At 63.1% G+C, this 15,546-nt stretch carries 29 protein-coding genes; 21 read left to right on the top strand and 8 right to left on the bottom strand.

The features are described from left to right. The coding region (locus tag QJT78_RS05850; protein WP_281460195.1) for a hypothetical protein at positions 1–252 on the top strand (252 nt) is incomplete at its 5' end. Between the two features lie 46 nt (positions 253–298). Here the strand turns inward: QJT78_RS05850 and QJT78_RS05855 are convergent. Beyond that, the gene (locus tag QJT78_RS05855; protein ID WP_028150967.1) at positions 299–529 is read right to left on the bottom strand and encodes a hypothetical protein; all 231 of its coding nucleotides are present in this window, start codon (positions 527–529) and stop codon (positions 299–301) included. 22 nt (positions 530–551) lie between these two features. Further along, complete coding sequence (locus QJT78_RS05860) at positions 552–830, bottom strand: hypothetical protein (RefSeq protein WP_028150966.1); 279 nt, start codon at positions 828–830, stop codon at positions 552–554. Between the two features lie 23 nt (positions 831–853). On the opposite strand from QJT78_RS05860, the gene QJT78_RS05865 reads away from it, so the two are divergent. Together QJT78_RS05865 and QJT78_RS05870 are read left to right on the top strand one after the other, a co-directional pair. Beyond that, positions 854–1,585 (top strand): hypothetical protein, encoded by a 732-nt coding sequence (locus QJT78_RS05865; RefSeq protein ID WP_038945123.1) that lies wholly within the window; start codon positions 854–856, stop codon positions 1,583–1,585. An 84-nt stretch (positions 1,586–1,669) separates the two neighbouring features. Beyond that, positions 1,670–2,446 (top strand): hypothetical protein, encoded by a 777-nt coding sequence (locus QJT78_RS05870; protein ID WP_049807986.1) that lies wholly within the window; start codon positions 1,670–1,672, stop codon positions 2,444–2,446. 152 nt (positions 2,447–2,598) lie between these two features. On the opposite strand, the gene QJT78_RS05875 is transcribed toward QJT78_RS05870, so the two are convergent. From QJT78_RS05875 to QJT78_RS05890, 4 genes are all read right to left on the bottom strand, one after another. Further along, positions 2,599–3,084, bottom strand: coding sequence for a hypothetical protein (locus tag QJT78_RS05875; protein WP_240537778.1), 486 nt, complete (start codon positions 3,082–3,084; stop codon positions 2,599–2,601). Continuing rightward, positions 3,081–4,238, bottom strand: a complete 1,158-nt coding sequence (locus QJT78_RS05880) for a tyrosine-type recombinase/integrase (RefSeq protein ID WP_038945121.1) — start codon at positions 4,236–4,238, stop codon at positions 3,081–3,083. Before QJT78_RS05880 ends, QJT78_RS05875 begins: the two co-directional genes overlap by 4 nt. A 250-nt stretch (positions 4,239–4,488) precedes the next feature. Further along, positions 4,489–4,680 carry a hypothetical protein gene (locus tag QJT78_RS05885; protein ID WP_038945120.1) on the bottom strand — a complete coding sequence of 64 codons (192 nt, stop codon included), beginning with the start codon at positions 4,678–4,680 and terminating at the stop codon, positions 4,489–4,491. Between the two features lie 7 nt (positions 4,681–4,687). Continuing rightward, positions 4,688–4,945, bottom strand: a complete 258-nt coding sequence (locus QJT78_RS05890; protein ID WP_155258159.1) for a hypothetical protein — start codon at positions 4,943–4,945, stop codon at positions 4,688–4,690. A 176-nt stretch (positions 4,946–5,121) separates the two neighbouring features. Between QJT78_RS05890 and QJT78_RS05895 the strand changes: the two genes are divergently transcribed. Then, entirely contained in the window at positions 5,122–5,718 is a 597-nt protein-coding gene (locus QJT78_RS05895) for a DUF4118 domain-containing protein (RefSeq protein WP_157790315.1), read from the top strand. Here QJT78_RS05895 and QJT78_RS05900 read toward each other — a convergent pair. Further along, positions 5,715–5,993 (bottom strand): helix-turn-helix transcriptional regulator, encoded by a 279-nt coding sequence (locus QJT78_RS05900; RefSeq protein ID WP_028153794.1) that lies wholly within the window; start codon positions 5,991–5,993, stop codon positions 5,715–5,717. The two genes, QJT78_RS05895 and QJT78_RS05900, sit on opposite strands and share 4 nt — an antisense overlap. On the opposite strand from QJT78_RS05900, the gene QJT78_RS05905 reads away from it, so the two are divergent. The 14 genes from QJT78_RS05905 (at position 5,992) to QJT78_RS05970 (ending at position 13,594) form a co-directional block, all read left to right on the top strand. Then, positions 5,992–6,333, top strand: a complete 342-nt coding sequence (locus tag QJT78_RS05905; RefSeq protein WP_155258158.1) for a hypothetical protein — start codon at positions 5,992–5,994, stop codon at positions 6,331–6,333. The two genes, QJT78_RS05900 and QJT78_RS05905, sit on opposite strands and share 2 nt — an antisense overlap. A gap of 57 nt (positions 6,334–6,390) precedes the next feature. Beyond that, positions 6,391–6,756: a hypothetical protein gene (locus QJT78_RS05910; protein WP_038945118.1), complete on the top strand. Its 366-nt coding sequence runs from the start codon at positions 6,391–6,393 to the stop codon at positions 6,754–6,756. After that, positions 6,756–6,896 (top strand): hypothetical protein, encoded by a 141-nt coding sequence (locus QJT78_RS05915; RefSeq protein ID WP_157790316.1) that lies wholly within the window; start codon positions 6,756–6,758, stop codon positions 6,894–6,896. The genes QJT78_RS05910 and QJT78_RS05915 overlap by 1 nt, the downstream gene beginning before the upstream one ends. Next, on the top strand, positions 6,893–7,135 hold the full coding sequence (locus QJT78_RS05920; RefSeq protein WP_038945117.1) for a hypothetical protein: 243 nt from the start codon (positions 6,893–6,895) through the stop codon (positions 7,133–7,135). Before QJT78_RS05915 ends, QJT78_RS05920 begins: the two co-directional genes overlap by 4 nt. After that, positions 7,132–7,389, top strand: coding sequence for a DUF2312 domain-containing protein (locus tag QJT78_RS05925; protein ID WP_028153791.1), 258 nt, complete (start codon positions 7,132–7,134; stop codon positions 7,387–7,389). The genes QJT78_RS05920 and QJT78_RS05925 overlap by 4 nt, the downstream gene beginning before the upstream one ends. Before the next feature lie 65 nt (positions 7,390–7,454). Next, entirely contained in the window at positions 7,455–7,880 is a 426-nt protein-coding gene (locus QJT78_RS05930; RefSeq protein WP_240537777.1) for an HNH endonuclease, read from the top strand. Beyond that, entirely contained in the window at positions 7,877–9,829 is a 1,953-nt protein-coding gene (locus QJT78_RS05935; RefSeq protein ID WP_028153789.1) for a hypothetical protein, read from the top strand. Before QJT78_RS05930 ends, QJT78_RS05935 begins: the two co-directional genes overlap by 4 nt. After that, a complete protein-coding gene (locus QJT78_RS05940) occupies positions 9,826–10,233 on the top strand; it encodes an SANT/Myb-like DNA-binding domain-containing protein (protein ID WP_028153788.1) in 408 nt (135 codons plus the stop codon). The genes QJT78_RS05935 and QJT78_RS05940 overlap by 4 nt, the downstream gene beginning before the upstream one ends. Beyond that, on the top strand, positions 10,230–10,541 hold the full coding sequence (locus QJT78_RS05945; RefSeq protein WP_028153787.1) for a hypothetical protein: 312 nt from the start codon (positions 10,230–10,232) through the stop codon (positions 10,539–10,541). The genes QJT78_RS05940 and QJT78_RS05945 overlap by 4 nt, the downstream gene beginning before the upstream one ends. Further along, entirely contained in the window at positions 10,538–10,807 is a 270-nt protein-coding gene (locus QJT78_RS05950) for a hypothetical protein (RefSeq protein ID WP_049807985.1), read from the top strand. Before QJT78_RS05945 ends, QJT78_RS05950 begins: the two co-directional genes overlap by 4 nt. Further along, a complete protein-coding gene (locus QJT78_RS05955) occupies positions 10,797–11,129 on the top strand; it encodes a hypothetical protein (RefSeq protein WP_028153786.1) in 333 nt (110 codons plus the stop codon). Before QJT78_RS05950 ends, QJT78_RS05955 begins: the two co-directional genes overlap by 11 nt. Positions 11,130–11,190: 61 nt before the next feature. Beyond that, positions 11,191–12,423 carry a helix-turn-helix domain-containing protein gene (locus QJT78_RS05960; RefSeq protein ID WP_028153785.1) on the top strand — a complete coding sequence of 411 codons (1,233 nt, stop codon included), beginning with the start codon at positions 11,191–11,193 and terminating at the stop codon, positions 12,421–12,423. After that, positions 12,420–13,103 (top strand): transcription termination/antitermination NusG family protein, encoded by a 684-nt coding sequence (locus QJT78_RS05965; protein ID WP_157790397.1) that lies wholly within the window; start codon positions 12,420–12,422, stop codon positions 13,101–13,103. The genes QJT78_RS05960 and QJT78_RS05965 overlap by 4 nt, the downstream gene beginning before the upstream one ends. Before the next feature lie 179 nt (positions 13,104–13,282). After that, positions 13,283–13,594 carry a hypothetical protein gene (locus QJT78_RS05970; protein WP_049807983.1) on the top strand — a complete coding sequence of 104 codons (312 nt, stop codon included), beginning with the start codon at positions 13,283–13,285 and terminating at the stop codon, positions 13,592–13,594. A 46-nt stretch (positions 13,595–13,640) separates the two neighbouring features. Here the strand turns inward: QJT78_RS05970 and QJT78_RS05975 are convergent, their stop codons facing one another. Further along, the gene (locus QJT78_RS05975) at positions 13,641–14,342 is read right to left on the bottom strand and encodes a response regulator transcription factor (RefSeq protein WP_208086687.1); all 702 of its coding nucleotides are present in this window, start codon (positions 14,340–14,342) and stop codon (positions 13,641–13,643) included. A 317-nt stretch (positions 14,343–14,659) separates the two neighbouring features. Between QJT78_RS05975 and QJT78_RS05980 the strand changes: the two genes are divergently transcribed. The 3 genes from QJT78_RS05980 to QJT78_RS05990 are packed head-to-tail and all read left to right on the top strand — an operon-like array spanning position 14,660 to position 15,536. Beyond that, complete coding sequence (locus QJT78_RS05980; RefSeq protein WP_162136479.1) at positions 14,660–14,974, top strand: hypothetical protein; 315 nt, start codon at positions 14,660–14,662, stop codon at positions 14,972–14,974. Continuing rightward, positions 14,935–15,363, top strand: coding sequence for a hypothetical protein (locus QJT78_RS05985; protein ID WP_240537653.1), 429 nt, complete (start codon positions 14,935–14,937; stop codon positions 15,361–15,363). The genes QJT78_RS05980 and QJT78_RS05985 overlap by 40 nt, the downstream gene beginning before the upstream one ends. Next, complete coding sequence (locus QJT78_RS05990) at positions 15,360–15,536, top strand: hypothetical protein (protein WP_240537652.1); 177 nt, start codon at positions 15,360–15,362, stop codon at positions 15,534–15,536. The genes QJT78_RS05985 and QJT78_RS05990 overlap by 4 nt, the downstream gene beginning before the upstream one ends. Positions 15,537–15,546: the final 10 nt, after the last annotated feature.

The following is a 15,546-nucleotide window of genomic DNA, read 5'->3' on the forward strand; positions in this document are numbered from 1 at the left end:
GTCCGGCGGCTCTTCTTCGTCATCTTCGCTCCTGATTCGCAGCAAGAATCCTCGCCGCTGTCAGGCAGAAAATCCACTCAAGCTACTGTCCGAATTTGCGGGGCCAGCTCTTTCTACCAATCGCCCAAAGGCTTAATGGTGCCGTCGTCATCGGTTCGGGAATTATTTCGGGACTCGCATTTTCTGAATCGAGCGCTTCACGGGCCGGCCGATCGGCGTGAGCTACTACTGCTGCCGCTGCGAGAGGTCTGATGCCAAAGGAGTCCGTGAAGGGTCGGGAAAGCCGCTGCTTGCCGAACTACCCATCCCGCCGAGACCAGCGCCAGGCCTTGCGCGTCCAGACGAAAAGAGCCACGGCCATGCAGATGAGAAAGACAGAGCCGAGCAGGATGGCAAAGCCGGTGGGATAGAAGACGGCCAAGCCGATCATCAGGGCTACCGTCCCAATCATAACGGCGCCCTCGGGCGAGGCCCGAACAAAGACGAACAGGAGATAGATAACCACGAAGCCGATTGCGATTGTTTTCATTTCGGGGATCCTTTCAGGTGAATCATTCCGGCCGCTGCTCGCGGCAGAATTCATCCTCGGCCGACGCCGGCCGCAGATCGAAAAACGTCATGTCGCAGGCGTTGTGAACGCCGCCGAGCACATGCGAGCCATAAAGCGCGAGCTCGAGGAAATCCAGCGGCGGCTCAATCTGCGAACCGTAGAGCCTTCTTGAGGGCGGTGCGTTCGGGAATTTATTTTTGGGGATGCTTCCCTGTGTACTCGCCCTAAGGTAGAAGCTCTGCGAGGGGGCATCAATGAACGACAGGAATTGGCCGGGCATCGCGAGTCGCAATCCTATGGATCATGGCGACAGTTGGCTGGCTGGGAATTGCAGGGCCCATCTGGCAGGCCACGAAATCCGCCAGCCCTGACGCCTGGATTGGCTTCGCGGGCAATGCGTTAGGCGCCGGCATGACGCTGCTTGCCGCAACCGCCGCAGCAATCGCAGCATACTGGACCATCATTCCGATGCGGCGCCAGCTGTCGGAATTGGTCCGGCAAAATAACTTCGCTCACTATGAGCGTCTTCGTCAGCGCGCCGCCGAACTTATGGACATGAAAGTCCTTATCGAAAACGTCACTGCCAATCTTGAGGTGATGCACCGATCGTTAGCTTTGGGCAAAAAAGAGGACATGCGGATCGCCTTTGATCGACTTGAGCAAAGCGCTGGCGTCCTGAATGCCGCTAGACGAACATTATGGGGCGACGAGAATGCGCAAAGCCTGACGATCTATTTTATCGATAACACCCTCCGGGCAGTAAATGCCGCACGAACCTTTTTTGGATCTAGGCCATTTGAGGAAGAAGCGTGGCTAAAATTCAAAAGCGCTGCATCCCAGGGAGGGGTAGCACTCCACGCAAGGATCAAGTTCGACACCGACATAATATCGGCCGAAATCGCATTCCTTGAGCCCTCGATCCTAAATAGGCCAGCCTTCCCGCAACTCTGGCGAGGGGAATATCCGGGGCCGGAAAAGCTTGCTGAAATATATGCTCCGCGCACCTCAGATATAGGCAAGGATGGCACAGCCTAAGCCGCGTCGACCGGCCATGGGAATTCTGGTACAAGTTCGTCGCTGGCCCGACGCTATAGCAGTTTGTTGAACTGGACGTGATGTATGGATCCAAGCTTCACCCGAAAGAAACAAATGTCAGAGGAGCACTTTGCTGCTCAGCCTGAAGAGGTGGGTCGCGAAACTACGCCGAAGGCGATCACACAGGACGTGATCACCTTCAGCCACATGCTAGGTAGCGAACCAGAGTTCGTCCCCGTCAGAAGCGATGCATATGGTTTGTTTGGCTGGTGTTCGGACGGCGTCGAAGAAAAGGTGCGCCATGATGGCGGCGGAATAGTCTACGGTTGGACAATTTGGGAGTGGACGGAGGTTCTACTAACGGCTGAATTCCACGCAGTTTGGGAGGACAAAAATGGCGATCTTATTACTCCAAAGCCACAGGGCGAGGCCTCTATCGTGTTTGTGGCCGATCGATCCTATGCGCCTGGCTTCAATTTCCACAATCGTCCCCACAACAGGCGCTATCGTGTTTATCAGCCGCCCGATTTTTCTCCTATAGTTGACCGGGCTATCTCGCAAATGAAACCATCCCAGTTAAGATACGAAACACGCCGAGCGGATAAGGCTGGCATGTCCTTGCAAAACTGGCTGATGAAAAAGGCGCCGGCTGACTCGCTCGCGTCCTTAATCGACTCGTTCATATCTACTTGCGACAAGCTCGATCAAAAGACTGACGCTTTGAGCGGCAACCGCAACCACTTTTCACCCGATTCTGAGTACCTAACTCTAACCCAAACGAAGATCGAACAGCTCAAGGAGATCGATTTTCGCACGAGGAACCGAAGGAAACCGCCTCTCCTTGAAATGACGCAGCCTTGAATCCTTGAACCTAAGCGTTACCGGGGCGGGCAGGGTTCTTTCGTTGTTCGCCGGGCTGGTCGACGCGAATGTCGATCCAGAAACCGCCATCGCTGTCTCGCGCGAGGTATTCGATCAGGGCTGTGTGTTCGACTCGGATCGGGTTCTCGTCATCATCCTTTCAGGTTTTCCGCAATATCGAAAAGGTGTCGTCGCCGTGCGCCTCGATTGCCCACTCGCCGCCATATACCTCGCGCATCCCTTGGGCAATCAAGAGCGCTCTCGAGCGGGGACAGGCCTTGGCACGCCTCGGCGAGATCGGCGGCCATCGCCTCGAGCTCGCGATCAGGTTGTTTGCGCGTCATCGATCGGGATCCTTTCAGTCCTGCTCGCGCAGGTTCATCTCCTTGTAAGCCTGCGCCAGCGCGTCCGGCGTCTGCTTGGCCTTGAACGCCGTCCAGGCCGCTTTGAATTCGGCCTTTGCGGTCTCGAGATCCTTCGCCGTGCCGATCGGCAAGCCCCCCGGGAATATGCACGATGACATTCCAGATCCAAATTGCCGGCGAGCGTTCGCTGGCGTACGGAATCCGGCCGATGCTCTGGCCGTCGTCGCGCACCGAATAGTCGCGCGGGCCGATCGGTTTGAGCGTCAACGTCATTTGCTGCTCTTGTCCTCGATCTCCTTCGGCTCGATCTGCTCGACCTGTCGCGGCGCGGTCGCTTCCATCGCGGCGCGCATGTCCTCGACCGTCGCGTCGGTGTAGAATTTCGCGGTGATCGCGATGTCGGTATGGCCGAGGATCTTCTGCACCACGCGCAAATTGCCGGTTTTGCGCAAAGTGCGCATTCCGGTCGTGTGGCGCAGGTCGTGGATCCGGGCGTCGACGCCGGCCTTTTTCCATTTCCGCTTGTTTGATCCTAGGCCGTAATAGGTGATCGGGTAGCGCTGGCCTTTGACGAGATCGCCAAGCTTGCGGCCGTTCCGGGTGCGATCTTTCCAGGTTCGCTTTGCCTTGTAGGTAAAAACAAATTCGGCGTGCTGGCCGCGGCGTTTCCATAGCAGCGCATAGGCCTCGGCCGAAAGTGGCAGCACGCGCGGCACGCCGCCCTTGGCGACGACGCGGATGACGGCGAGCTCGAAATCGACCTGCGACCAGGTCAGTAGCAGATCCTTGCGGCGCAGGCCGGTGATGATCGCAAAGCGTCGCAGCTCGGCAAAGTCGAGATCCTCGATCTGATCGAGCGCGGTTTCCTCCGTCGCCGAGATCTCGCGCACGTGTCGGCGCTTTTCCTTGAGACGGTGTTTTTTCCAGGTCGGCTCGCGGACGATCGCCGCATTCCAATTGTCGCGGGCGCGGCGCACCACGCGGCGCAGCAGGTCGAGCGTGCGATTGACCGTGGTCGAGGTGATCGACCGATACAGCTGCCGGCCTTCCTCGTCGGTCGAGTCGCGGCGAACGTCCTTGGCGCGCTCCTCGACCATGCGCGAGACGATGTCGTCATTGATGTCGTGCAAATAGGTTTTGGCGCCGATGATCTCGACCAGGCGATCGAGCGCGGATTTGATCTTGGCGTCGGATAGTTTTGCGCCGTGGGTGTTCCACCAGCGATCGCAAGCGGCCTTGAGCGTCAGCGGCTCGGCGCCGGCGGCGCGGATCCGGTCGACGATGATTTGCGCGTCGACCTTGCGGGCCTCTTCAAAGCGGGCCGCGTCATCCTCATTCCGCAGTTTGGTCGAGCCGGAAAATCGATAACGGTCGATCCTGAAATCGTAGTGCCAGAAGGGGGAGCGTTTTGGGCGATAGATGGACATAGGTCGGCCTCGGCGAGCTGCTGCACAAACCGGGTGACATCGGCCATCGTAAAAACCCGATGGCGCCTGGTGCGGCCGAGGCCTTTGAGCCGGCCCACCAGGTTGCCGGCGGCAACATGCCGCGCGATGGTTTCCCGATGCAAGGGGATCAGGGCGGCGAGCTCGGGGACGCCGATGGTGGCGCGGCCGTCAAACACGGCCTCGAGCGCTAGGCGCAGCTCGAGCGGATCCGCGGGTAGGGGGCGCGCCGTCATCGCTCGGCCTCGACCAGGTGGACGCGATCGCCGATGATTTGCGCGCGGCCGGCGGCGACCAGGCGGTCGACGACGCTGTCGCCGATCCGCCGGGTGCCGTAGCGCCAGCCGCGCGGGCGCCGCTCAAAGGGGCTGGATTTCAGCAGCGCCAGGTAAAAATAATAATCCGATGGCAATCGCCGGCTCATGCGGTCCTCACTGCGCCGCGGCGTCGAGGAACGTCATCGCCGCGGCGACGGCCGCGAGCGTAGTGTCGAGCTCGGCCTCGTCGGGAAGCGGCGCCAGCGGACCGTCGATCAGGACGTGAAAACGCGCGGCGAATGCGCGGGCCTCGTGCATCGCCTCGTCATGACCAACGTGCGGTTGCCAAGCCGCATAGATGCGTGATGCAGCATCATTAACCATGCGGGGGGATTGCGCTGGCGCGGGGTCGCGTCCGGAAATTGTGTCCATTGCCAAGGTTTCCCGATGGGGGGAGGATGGCGCCTTCTCGGCAAGGTCAGGGACGGGGTGCATGGCAAGACTCCGCTGGGATTCGCGTCAACGGTATACACGGGCAGTGCATAAATTCCTAGCAAAATGCACACGACGTTTATTTTGAGGGGCTGCAGGGACACGAGGAAATGCAAATGGGAATGCAATCGTCTGAAAAAACCGATGGCCTGCGCCGTCTAGCGTTACAGTTGGCGCTGCAGCTGCCGGAATCCGTGGAGGATGCACGCAGAGTGTTGGCCATGACCGGCGAGTGCCTCGATCAGTTCTTGATCGAGCAATCAGGCAGTTTGAGCGCCTGGCAGCGCGCCAAACGGCTCGGCTGGCGGGTAGACGTCGCTGCGGAGAATCGGCCCGGCCTTGCGGCGGCCGAGGCTTCGCCGTCGGTGTCGCGCGCGCTGTGCTGGGCGCTGGCGACGCTCGGCGTGACTGCGCCGCTGGCGCTGCTGCTGGTCAACACGGTCGGCGGCGGCGCCGGGTTCTGCCTTGGCTTCGCCGTGATCCTGATATCGATGGTTTTTGGAGTGCTGCCGGCGCTGGCGCTGGCCGGCGCCAGCCCGATTATCCACAATCTTGTAGTGGTGCCGCCGGCTTTCGCGCTGCAGGTGCCGAGCAAGCAGGAATTAGTTTGGGCTGTGTTCTACGTGTTTTTCGCGCTGTCGGTGCCGCCCTTGCTGCGGCGCCTGAACCATTTGCGGCGCTTGGCGGCGCGACCTCTGAAGGGTGACGGCTAGCGCTTTTTCTGCAGCTCGATCTGCACTTGCGGCGGCAGTGATGAATTCATCAGGCCGCGGTAAATCCAGTCGATTGTAACGCCGGTCGCCTGGCAGACCCTGATCGCCTGGTCGATCGAGATCCGGCGCCGGCCGCTTTCGTAATTATTCCAGGCTTGGGTTTCGATCCCGACCAGCCGGCACCAGTCGGCCTGGTTCATTTTGAACGCCTCGCGGGTCCGCTTGAGGCGGCCTGCGACCGTGTCGAGGCTGTTGTCGCGATCGTGCCGGGTCATGGCCGGCACTGTGCTGAATACGTTGGTTCCTAACAATTTTATATCCGCTTATGCTTGGAAAATGCACGTAACGTGTATATTCCGGGCCGTGTCGATGATTCGCCAATGTGATTCCTGGCCGTTGCTCGAGACCGCTGACGCGGTGATCGACGGCGTCGGCGGCACCTTCGCGGCTGCCAAAATCAGCGGCCGGCCGGCGCAGCAAGTCTCGAATTGGCGCCGGACCGGGACGTTGGCGCCGGGCACCTTCCTTAATTTCCAGCGCGCCCTGGCCGAGCGCCAGCTGCGCGCCAGGCCGTCGCTGTGGCGGATCGATGAGCCGGCGAATGGCGCCGAATAAGGGTTTGGGTTCCTCATGATGAAACCAAGCTATCGGAGAGGCAGCGCGGGCGCAAAAATGGGCGCCGAGGAAATCCTCGGTAAATCCCGCAGGGATCATCGGTGGTTTGCGCCGGTCCTGGTCGAGCTGCGCAAGGTTTTTAAGCAGAAATTGGCGGCCGAGCTCGCGTTGATCGCGAATCGCTCGACCAGGGTTTGCGAGGACTGGATCGCGACGCCGCCGCGCGGCGCGCCGGACGGCGAGGCGCTCAACGCGCTGCTTAACAGCCGGATCGGCGACGTCGTCTGGAAAGCCTTGACCAGGTCATGCGCCGAGCCGTGGCGCAAAAAGCTCAATCGCCAGATGGAAATTTCGCAGCTGCTCGATCAGCAGCGGGAAACCGCGGCGCGTCTGGCGGCGCTGCAGGACGGCGGGGATCTGTGATGGATGACGATCTGCTCAGCTGGGCGATGCTCGGGACCGTGCTGCTGTCGCTCGGCATCACCACGATCGTGATCGCCTGGCCGCTCGAGGGCGAGCGCGGCGCGGCCTGGCGCATCATCCGCGCGCGGTGGCCGCGATGAGTTCGGCCGTGCGGGCCTGCGCCGTCACGCTGCTCGACGGCGACCGTCCGGTCGCGCGCGGCATGGTCGCGATCGACGCCGAGGGCGTGCCGCCGATCATCCTGTTTGACGGCGACGCCTTCCTGCCCGTGCTCGTGACCGCCGAGCTGATGCCGGACGTGCAGACCTATCGCAAGGCGCGCGTGCTGCACGCCGGCGACAATTTCCGCCCGGTCATGCTGACGGTGGTGCATCGATGAGCAAGGCGGAAACCCGCGCCGGCAAGATCGCCAAGGATCAGCTGCAATCGATCATCGAGAGGGTCGAGCGGCTGCTCGAGGAGAAAAAGGCGATCGCCGACGACGTCGCTGCTGTCTACGCCGAGGCCAAGGGAAACGGTTACGACACGAAGGCACTCAAGGCGATCGTCAGGATGCGCGCGCAGGATCCGAACGAGCGCGCGGAATTCGAGGCCATCCTCGAAACCTACATGCAAGCGCTGGGGATGCTGTGATGATGTAGGCGCCGGTCAACATCATCGGGGCGCGCGCGGTCGATTTCGAGCAGGGCCTGCCGGATTTGACGCTGACGCCGTGGCGCCGCGTCTGGCTGTCGTCGCGCGAGCCGATCTGGACGCTGGTCGACGCCGAGGATTTCGACTGGCTGATGCAATGGCAGTGGAACGTCTGGCACGGCGGCCGCGGCAAGGAATGTTTCCTCTACGCCAAGCGCAACACGGGCGCGCGGCGCGACACGGTGCGGATGCATCGCGAGCTGCAGATCCGCTGCGAGCCGCGGGATGACGATTACCTGGCAAAGCACGTCGTCGATCATATCAACGGCCAGACGCTCGACAACCGCCGCGCCAATCGGCGCTGGTCGACCAAGCGCGACAACAGCATCAACCGCCGCGTGCGCGGCGAGGCGCCGAGCCTCGACAAGATCCTCGCCGGCCTGCTCGCAACCCTGCCGGCGCGGCACCAGCTCGAGGAGATCCCGTTTTGACCGAGCTCGCACGATACGAGGCGGCCGAGCGCGCGATCGCCGCCGCGGAGGCGGTCGACGAGGTGCTCGAGATCCGCAGCCAGGCGGCGGCCTGGTCGGCCTATGCCAGGCAGGCGAAAAACAAAGATCTCGAGATCAGGGCGGCGCGGATCCGGTTTCGCGCCGAGCGGCGCCTCGGCGATATGCTGATCTTGGCCAAGGCGGCCGGTCACCTCGCCGAGGGGCGGCCTAGAAACTGTTCCGGCGAGGAACAGTTTTCCGACGCCGGCGGCGCCGGCGCCGATCGAGCCGAGGCTGAGCTCGGGACCGCCAAGCCGCTGCGCGTGACGCTGCAGGAAGCCGGAATCGACCGCAAACTGTCGTCGCGGGCGCAGCGCCTGGCCGCGATGGATGCGGCCGAATTCGAGCAGGCGCTCGAGCGCCAGGCCGAGGAAATGCGGTCCGGCCAGGCACGCGTCGCGATGGATCTGCTCAAGATCGGAGCCGAGGAAAAGGGGCGGGCGCATCGCCGCAACCTGGCGGCCGTGCTGTCCGAGCAGTCGATCACGTTACCGACCGGCAAGCGCTATCCGGCGAACTACATCGATTGCCCATGGGAACGTAAGGGCGGCATCGGCGACCGGGCCTATGAGAACCACTATCCGACCATGACCTGGCCGGAGATCCTCGCGTTTCTGCGCAAGGCACGTGACACGCTGCTGCCTGATGCCTGGTCGTTCTTCTGGATCCCGCGCGCGCATTTGCTGACGCTGGTCGAGATCGAGATCGAGGTCACCGTCGTCGAAACCGGCGAGGTGACGCTCGCAAAGGTCATGATGCCGCTCGCTTGGGCCTGCGCGCAGGCGCTCGGGATGGATTCTTATTCAACGTGCTTTGTCTGGACCAAGACCGATGCGCAGTTTCCGGACGACAGCGGTTCGGGCCTGATCGCCTGGGATCAGGATGAATTGCTGCTGCTGTTCAAGCGCGGCCGCGGCCTGCCTAAACCGGCCGGTTCGGAAAAGTACGGGTCCAATCATCGCGAACGGCCGCGCGAGCATTCGCGCAAGCCGGATCACTACAGGCGCATGATCGCGACGATGGTCGGTTGCGACGACGAGGGCCGGCCGCTGCCGGTTCTGGAGATGTTTGCGCGCGTCGACGCCAAGCATCCGTTGCCGCCTGGCTGGGACGCCTGCGGCAACCAGGCCGGCGCGCCGCCGATCGAGATCGAGCCGGATGCAAAAGATTCAAGTTTCGCCGCCGGAATGCCCTCCGACGCCGGCGAGACCGTGACGGCTGCGGCAAATGCAACATCAGACGGGGCCAGCGTTGCCGCGGCCGTCGCGGACGTCGTCACGATTTCCGACAACCAGGTCGTCGATCGCGCGCCTTATGACGCCGACGACGTCGTCGCGATCGACCAACTCGCCGGGTCGGAATGGCTGCGGCCGGTCGAGCTCGACGCGCTCCAGTTGACCGAGCTCGAGCAGCTGACGATCCTTTCGGATTTCTGCCATCCGAAGCGCGCGGCGATGCAGGACGTGCTCGGCGCGAGCTGGCAAGCGCGCGAGATGGCCTATCAATCCGGCGGCCAGTGGCAGCTGCGCGAGGCCGGCTGGTCGCGCCTGCACGCGCTGCGCGACGCCGTGACGGCGCCGCCGGTCGTCGCACTGACTGAGCCTTACCGCGCGCCGCAAATGTCGCTGTTCGATTGTCCGGCGCCTGAGATCGTTGACGGCGCACTGCAGACGCGCCTGCCGGTCGACGATGATGAGCTCGCCGAGCAGCTCGCACTGATCGCGGTCGACGCCGGCGGCACGATTGCCGGCGAAATGGCGCGGCATCTGTGCGGAAAGGATTATCTGCACGCCACGACGACGGCGCTCAAGGTCACGGAGCTCGGCCGCGCCTTCCTGGCGCAGCTGGTCGGGCCGGCATCGGTTCAACAGCAGGGGGACGCGCGATGAGCTGGCCTGTTCACAAGATTCGCAATCTCTGGACGGCCGCGGAGCTCGATCGGCTCTGCGCCGCAGTCGAGGGCGCCGGCGGCGATTGGGCTCGTGTTGCGGCGAACATGCCGGGACGGTCCGAGGCGGCCTGTAAGCAGGCGTACAACAGTCACCGGCGTTCCGAGCGCCTCGCCAAAGAAGCGCCGGCCGCAGCTGCGGCGCCGAAACGTTTGAAAAGTTGGCAGGACAAGCGCGCCGCGGAAAAGGCGGCCGAGCAGGAGCGCGCGCGCGCCTTCGCGCAAGAGCGTTCGGTGGCGTCGGCGTTTTTCGGCGATCCGTTGCCGGGTCGCAGCGCGCTCGATCAGCGGTCAACGCAGACGCCGCCGAAGCGGCCGACGCTCTACACGGGGGACGCCAGATGATCGTTGTTCGGGTTGAGCTGCATTCGGCGATCACGCGCAAGGTCACAGAAATCGCGCGGATGCGGATCCGGAACGCCGGCGGCACAAAGGACATCGGCGATTATTCTGTCGAGACGCTGCGCGGCCGCTCGCGCGAGCAGCTCGATCGCGGCGAGTGCCAGCGCGGCGGCGAGGTCAAGAATTATCCGCGGCTGCGGATCCACGTCTGGCACCTGGTCGCGCGCGCACTGATCGCGATGCGCTACGCCGGCGCGCGGGAGCTCGAGGAGCCCGGCGATCTGTTTGCGGCCGATGAGGCTGCAAAATGAATCACAAGTGGAGCGAAAAGACGCGCGCGCCGAACGGCGACTCTCGCAAGGTCTGCACACGCGAGGGCTGCGAAATCGTTTGCGTGTCGCGGCATCGCATTGAGCCGAACGGCCGCCAGGATCATTACAAGGAATGGTTTCGCGGCAGCGCCAGGATCCAGATCGGCGGCAACACGCCGGCGTGCGAGGCCGTCGAAGTGCGCGCCGGCACCGCTGCGGCGGCCGTACAGCCCACGTTGGCGCGCGGGGGCTCGGATGTCGGCTGATCTCATTCTCGCGACGCTCGGCGCCGGCGGCGAGCCTGCCGTCAAGCTGGCGAACGTCATTCAAAAGCTGGTGCTCGAGGCCGCCAAGCTCGGCGAGCTCGATATCGCGGTTTACGTGCGCTCGACCGGCCAGCTGATGAGCGAGGATGAGGCCGACGCACTGCCGGCCGAGCAGCTCGCCGCCGTTAGAGATCACCTGGTCAGGGTGAAGCGTTTCCCGTCGCGCTGGCTCGATCGCCTCGACGACGCGATCAACCGCGGCCTGTTCTGGAATTATTCCGACGACCAAATCGTGAAGTTCATGCTGATGGGGCCGCGCTGACCAAACCCGTTCCGTTGCTTACCGCGTCCAGTTGAATCGAAACCTTAAGAGCATTGCCACGATGACGACCGAGAAACGGCGCGCGCGACGCATCGCCGCCGACGAGGCGCACGCCTGGGCGAGGAACCTGCGCCTCAACAATCCGCACGCAAAGCTGACGCTGTCTATGGCGTCACTTTACGTCGACGGTGACGGCTATTGCTTCGTATCGATCCCGACGCTTTCCGATGACACGGAATTGTCGACGCAGACTGTGCGCAACCGCCTGGCCTGGCTCGAGCAGATCGGCGCGATCGCGCGGCTGCCGCAATGGATCGACGAGTACGGCCGGCGCAACGGCGAGTGCAAAGGCAAGCGCACCAGCGACCTGATCCGGTTGATGCTCGACGTCGATCCCGACGTGATCGAAGCGGCCGCCAGGGGCGAATTTGAGGGTGTTTCACGTGAAGTTAGCCCTATGCCGCAGACAGGGCTAAATCCGGCCTCCGAAACCGTTAGCCCTGCGCCAGCCCTACGCCAGCCCTATGACTCGGCAGAGGGTCTAAACTCTGAACCTGAACCTGAATCTTCCCCTAAATCCCCTTCCAGGGGACGAGAGGGCGATCGCGAGGATCTTCAGGAAAGCGAACCGGCCGATTTCGAGCCGGCCTGGCAGAGCTGGCCTGGTCACCAGGCGATGCGGCGCGATCTCGCGCTCGCCGAGTTCCGGCTGCTCGAGCCGGACAAGCAACGGCTTTGCAGGGCGGCGATCGTGCCGTTTGTCGAGATGCTCAAGCGGTTGAAGCGCGACGCGGTGCCGAATTTTCATCTGTGGATCCGTCAGCGGCGTTTCGAGGAGTTTCCGAGCGCCAGGCTGCCGGATCCGGCGCCGGAGCGGCGCTGGATCGACGGCTACGAGCTCGCCGGATTGCAGCTCGCCGCGCGTATCGGCTCGAGGCCGCTGCGCCTGGCCGAGGATCCCGAGCGCGGCCGCGGCTTGTGGTCGACCAGGCCGCCTCAACCCGACCTGGCGGCGATCGCGAAGTTTGCCGGCGAGGATCCGCAAGCGTGGCACCAGGTCGAGCTGGGAACGCCGCAGTTTGCGGCCTGGCGCGACCGCCTGGCGCTCTGGCTCGGCGTCGAGATCGAAGCGGAGCGGGTCTGGACCGAGGCCTTCGATCCGGCGGTGCACAACCTGCCGGCGCTACATCCGAATTTCCGATTGCGAAAATCCAAACAGGCGCTGCGCGTGCCGGCGCCGTGGCCGCCGCATCGCGACGGCAGCTGGTCGAGCGAGGAGGGGGAATGCGCATGAACCAAACATTGCGGCCGCGGGATCACGTGCGAGGCGAAATCGTCGGCTATGTCGATCTCGATCTGCTGCACGGTCCGCGCGAGGTGCCGGTCGAGCCTGATCGCTGGTATATCCTGCGCGTGCATCCGCACCTGCAGCTCAACGTGATGCGGACATTCCGTCAAAGGAATATCTCGGCCTGGCTGCCAATGCAGACCGAAACGCGCAGCGTGGCGCGCTATAACCGCGGCTACGAGAAGGTTTTGACGCAGCAGGTTAGGTCGCCGTTGATCTGCGGCGCGATCCTGGTGCCTGATTTCGAGGTCAAGTTTGGACGCTTCTACGCTGTCGACGGTGTGATTGACGTCATGCGCGTCGGGCCGTGTGTGCCTGTTCTCAAGGGGCAGGACGTCATTGATCTGCGCAACATCGAGGCGATCGGCAACACGCCGAAATCAAAGCGCGAGCGCAAATTCGAGCTCGGCGAGCTGGTGCGGGTAACGTCGGGACCGTTCGCTTACTTCTGCGGCCAGGTGGAAAGATTTGACTCAACTGGCCGACTCAGTGTCGGTATCAGCATGTTCGGGCGCGTCACTCAAATCTCGATCGACGAGAGTGATCTAGAGCTAGCGCCGCGGCCAAGGTCGCGGAATAGCTCGAGCGGAAGCGGTCAAGGCTTTCGGCGCATCCCTTCTCGGTGAGACCGAGTCAAGGGGACGCGCGAAGCGCAACCATCCACAAAGCCCGGCCATTGTGCCGGGCTCTTGCGTGTCTAGGGTGTGCGGTAGCGCGCTCCTGTGCTGCCGCTGCCCTCCTTGGGTGTTTCCTCCCTTGACTAGGCCGGCCGGCGATGACGCTGCGCCGGCCTTCCTTTTGTGAGATGGCAGCGCCAGTCAAGCAGCAACGCGCCGAGCCGCCCTGGCGCCAGTGGTACAAGCTGGCGCGCTGGCGCAGGCTCAAGGACCAGGTCCATCTGCGTGACGCTTACGTGTGCCAGCGAACCGGCGTGCTCTGTGACGGCGTCTACCCTGCCGACAACAGTCCTGTCGCCGACCATACCGAGGCGCATCGCGGCGATCCTGTCCGCTTCTGGGATCCCGACAACATCCACACGGTATCGAAGGCGTACCACGACGCCGAGAAACAGAAGCTCGAGCAGGCCTCGCTGCATCAGCGCGGCGTTTGGGATTGAGGATTTCGATCATGACCGAGCAAGAGAAGGAAAAGGCGCGTGAGCCTCAGGCTTCCTTGAAGAGGTAGCCGACGCCGTAGAGCGTCTCGATCATCTCGAACTCGCTGTCGACCACCTTGAACTTCTTGCGCAGCCGCTTGATGTGGCTGTCGATGGTGCGGTCGTCGACATAGACCTGGTCGTCATAGGCGGCGTCCATCAGCGCGTTGCGACTCTTCACCACGCCGGGCCGGGTCGCCAGCGCCTGGAGGATCAGGAATTCGGTGACGGTCAGCGCCACCGGCTCGTTCTTCCAGGTGCAGGTGTGCCGTTCGGGGTCCATGCGCAGCAGGCCGCGGTCGAGCGCTTTGGCATCGTTCTCCTTCGGCGCGACGGTCGGGTCCTTCGGCGCCGAGCGGCGCAGCACGGCCTTGACGCGCTCGACCAGCACGCGCTGCGAGAACGGTTTGCGGATGAAGTCGTCGGCGCCCATCTTGAGGCCGAACAGTTCGTCGATCTCTTCGTCCTTGGAGGTCAGGAAGATCACCGGCAGGTCGGATTTCTGCCGCAGCCGGCGCAGCATTTCCAAGCCGTCCATGCGCGGCATCTTGATGTCGAGAATGGCAAGATCGGGCTGGGTGGTGCGGAAGCCGTCGAGCGCGGAGGCGCCGTCGGAGTAAGTCATGATGCGGTAGCCTTCCGTCTCCAGCGCGATCGAGACGGATGTGAGAATGTTGCTGTCATCGTCGACCAAAGCGATTGTGGGCATGAGCCTCTCTTTCTGCTTTCCGTTTGGGTCGTGGCTTGAAACGGCGAGCAATCCACTGATGCGCCGCATACATGGGTGCCGAAGCCGGCGGTCGAACCTTGTCACCGAGCAATGCAAGCTGGGCTGAAGTGTGACCAAGTTCCACGAAGCGCGGCAGATTCGCCCCGTTTCGCCCCTTAACCTGACCCCGTTTAACCTGCCCCCCGTTTACCCGAAAAAAGCCCTCCCTTGCAACCACCTGACTATGGCCGGGGGCCGCGCGACGCACTCACGTGCGCCTCGTAGAAGCCGATGCACCCGCCCCCCGATTTCGACCGATGGATGAGAACGTCAGCGATGACGAAGCCAGGGCCGCCTTTGCCGGCGTGCTTGCCCATGTCGCGCACAACCTCGAGCGCATCGCGATCGAACGCCCGTTGACGCCGAACGACGTCGAACTCAAGGGGCAGGGTGGGTCAAAAGTCGCCAAGCTTTTGCTCCTGAGACCGGCCCCACTCTCATTCGCAGGTTTTTTTTCGTTATGGCTGATGTTTTCGACCTGTTCGGTGATCCTGTGCCGCCCAATTGGGGCGAGCGCGGTCGGCCTCAACATGTGCCGACGCAGCAAAACCGGAATCGTGTCAGCCTGTTAGTCGCGCTCGGCTGGTCGCCGCCGCGGATCGCGGCCGCGCTTTTCGTCACGGCGCCGACGTTGCGGAAGCATTATTTTTCCGAGCTCAAGTTTGCGCAGGTCGCGCGTGATCGCCTGGTCGCGCAGCTGGGAATGAAACTGCTCGAGGGCGTCAACGCCGGCAACGTCTCGGCAATCCGGGAATTCCAGAAGTATCTCGAGCGCAACGATCTGATGCTCTACGGCCAGACGGCGTCGCAGCAGCCGCGCAAGCAGGCCGGCGCCGATAAGCCGGTGAAGGCGCCTAAGCTCGGCAAGAAAGAGCAGGCCGAGCTCGACGCGCGCTCGCCTGATGCCGGGTCGACGCTGGGCGAGCTGATGGCGCGGCGGCAGCAGGGTCTCAATTCGTGACGCCGTGGGATACGTCCTGCCCGGATTGGGAAACGCGCCTGCGCGATGGGCGGTCGTTGGTGCCGGATCTGCCGCTGTTCGCAGGCGAGGCGGATATGGGCGTCGCGCTGTTCGACGAGATCCGCCTGCCGGACGTGCCAGGCAATCCGCGGCTCGGCGATGCGTCTGGTTAATGGTTTCGCG

It is taken from the genome of Bradyrhizobium sp. Mp27, from assembly GCF_029953005.1.
Lineage (GTDB): Bacteria > Pseudomonadota > Alphaproteobacteria > Rhizobiales > Xanthobacteraceae > Bradyrhizobium > Bradyrhizobium barranii.